This is a genomic window from Actinosynnema sp. NPDC023658 (assembly GCF_040639995.1).
Taxonomy (GTDB): Bacteria; Actinomycetota; Actinomycetes; order Mycobacteriales; family Pseudonocardiaceae; genus Actinosynnema.
The window spans coordinates 888-2236 of sequence record NZ_JBFAAX010000892.1 but is presented as its reverse complement, the minus strand read 5'-3'; the positions used below and the strand labels follow the sequence as shown (position 1 = coordinate 2236).

Sequence of the window (1349 nt, the reverse complement as noted above, 5' to 3'; positions counted from 1 at the left end):
CGACGCCGAGCCGGGTCAGGGCGAGCGACAGCGCGAGGCCGGTCGGCCCGCCGCCGACGATGAGGACGTCCGTGCTGCTCGGCAAGCCGCGCTTGCCCGGGTCACCGGTCATGGATTCCCCTCCGATAGCGAATTCGGGTCCGGGCATGTGTTCGGCCGGACGGTCGCGAAACCAGTCTCGGTGGGTGCGCGGCGGGTCGACAAGGACGACTGAACACACCGGTGCGAAAAACCAACAGCAGGCCGGACTTGACGGAGTGCGCGGGTGCCGATCACATCTCCTTCAACCCGCGCGACACCTTCCGGATAGTTTCGGGAGAACCCCTGTCACACCTCAGCGGAAGGGTTGTGCGACATGAGCGGTGTAGGGTCCGGCGCGGATCGCCGGACGCGCAACGTCGCGACGTTGGAGCGGTATTTCGACCGGTTGGCCGCGCTCGACATCGGGTCGTGGATCGAGTTGTGGGCACCGGACTGCGTGCAGGTGATGCCGTTCGCGGCCGGCCCGGTGCCCGACCGGGTCGAGGGCCGTGACCAGGTGCGGGAGCTGTACCAGGGCATGGCGGACGGGTACGCGGAGCTGTCGTTCGCGGACCTGGAGATCCTGCCCCTGGAGGACCCGGACAAGGTCGTGGCGCGGTGGCGACCACAGGGCCGGATGACCGACGGGCGGCCTTACGAGAACGAGAACGTGGCGTTGTTCGAATTCGACGGTGATGGCCGGATCGTCCGGTTCACCGAATACTTCAACCCGGTCGTGGTGGCCGCGTCGTTCGCGGCGGGAGGGGTGTGACCGTGTCCGCGGAACGCAATGTCGAGACCATGCGCCGCTACTTCGAACTGCTCAGCCGCAAGGACATCGACACCTGGCTGGAGTTGTGGGCCGAGGACAGCGTCCAGGTCGTCCCGTACGCGGGCGACGCGCTGCCGTCGGAAATTCGCGGCAAAGCCGACCGGGGCCGGTTGTACCGGGGGATCTACGATTCCTACGAGCACATGCGGTACGCGGACGTGGAGATCCACGCGGTGCACGGCGCCGAGCGCGTGTTCGCCCGCTGGCACCCCGTGGGCGTGCTGCGGACCGGCGAGGAGTACGCGAACGAGAGCGTCGGCCTGTTCGACTTCGACGACGAGGGCCGGATCGTCCACTGCACCGAGTGGTTCACCCCGCTCGGGTTCGCGGAGAGCTTCGACGTCACCCGGACGTGACGTCGCGGGCCGGTGACGTGGAACGGGGGGGGGCGGGCGGGGTGGCCGGGGCGCCCCCGGCGGGGGGTGACCGCGTTCCGGTGGGGGGTGTTGGGGGGGTGTGCGCCGGGGGGGGCGGGGCGGGCGCCGGGTTGGGTTGG

Annotated in this window: 3 protein-coding genes; 2 read left to right on the top strand and 1 reads right to left on the bottom strand. The window is 69.6% G+C overall.

From position 1 onward, the window contains the following. Positions 1-112: FAD-dependent monooxygenase (locus AB0G02_RS36075; protein WP_360803720.1), on the bottom strand; the 112-nt coding region annotated here is incomplete at its 3' end. Between the two features lie 243 nt (positions 113-355). On the opposite strand from AB0G02_RS36075, the gene AB0G02_RS36070 reads away from it, so the two are divergent. Further along, the gene (locus tag AB0G02_RS36070) at positions 356-793 is read left to right on the top strand and encodes a nuclear transport factor 2 family protein (protein ID WP_360803717.1); all 438 of its coding nucleotides are present in this window, start codon (positions 356-358) and stop codon (positions 791-793) included. A gap of 2 nt (positions 794-795) precedes the next feature. Beyond that, positions 796-1209 (top strand): nuclear transport factor 2 family protein, encoded by a 414-nt coding sequence (locus AB0G02_RS36065; RefSeq protein ID WP_360803714.1) that lies wholly within the window; start codon positions 796-798, stop codon positions 1207-1209. Positions 1210-1349 lie beyond the last annotated feature (140 nt).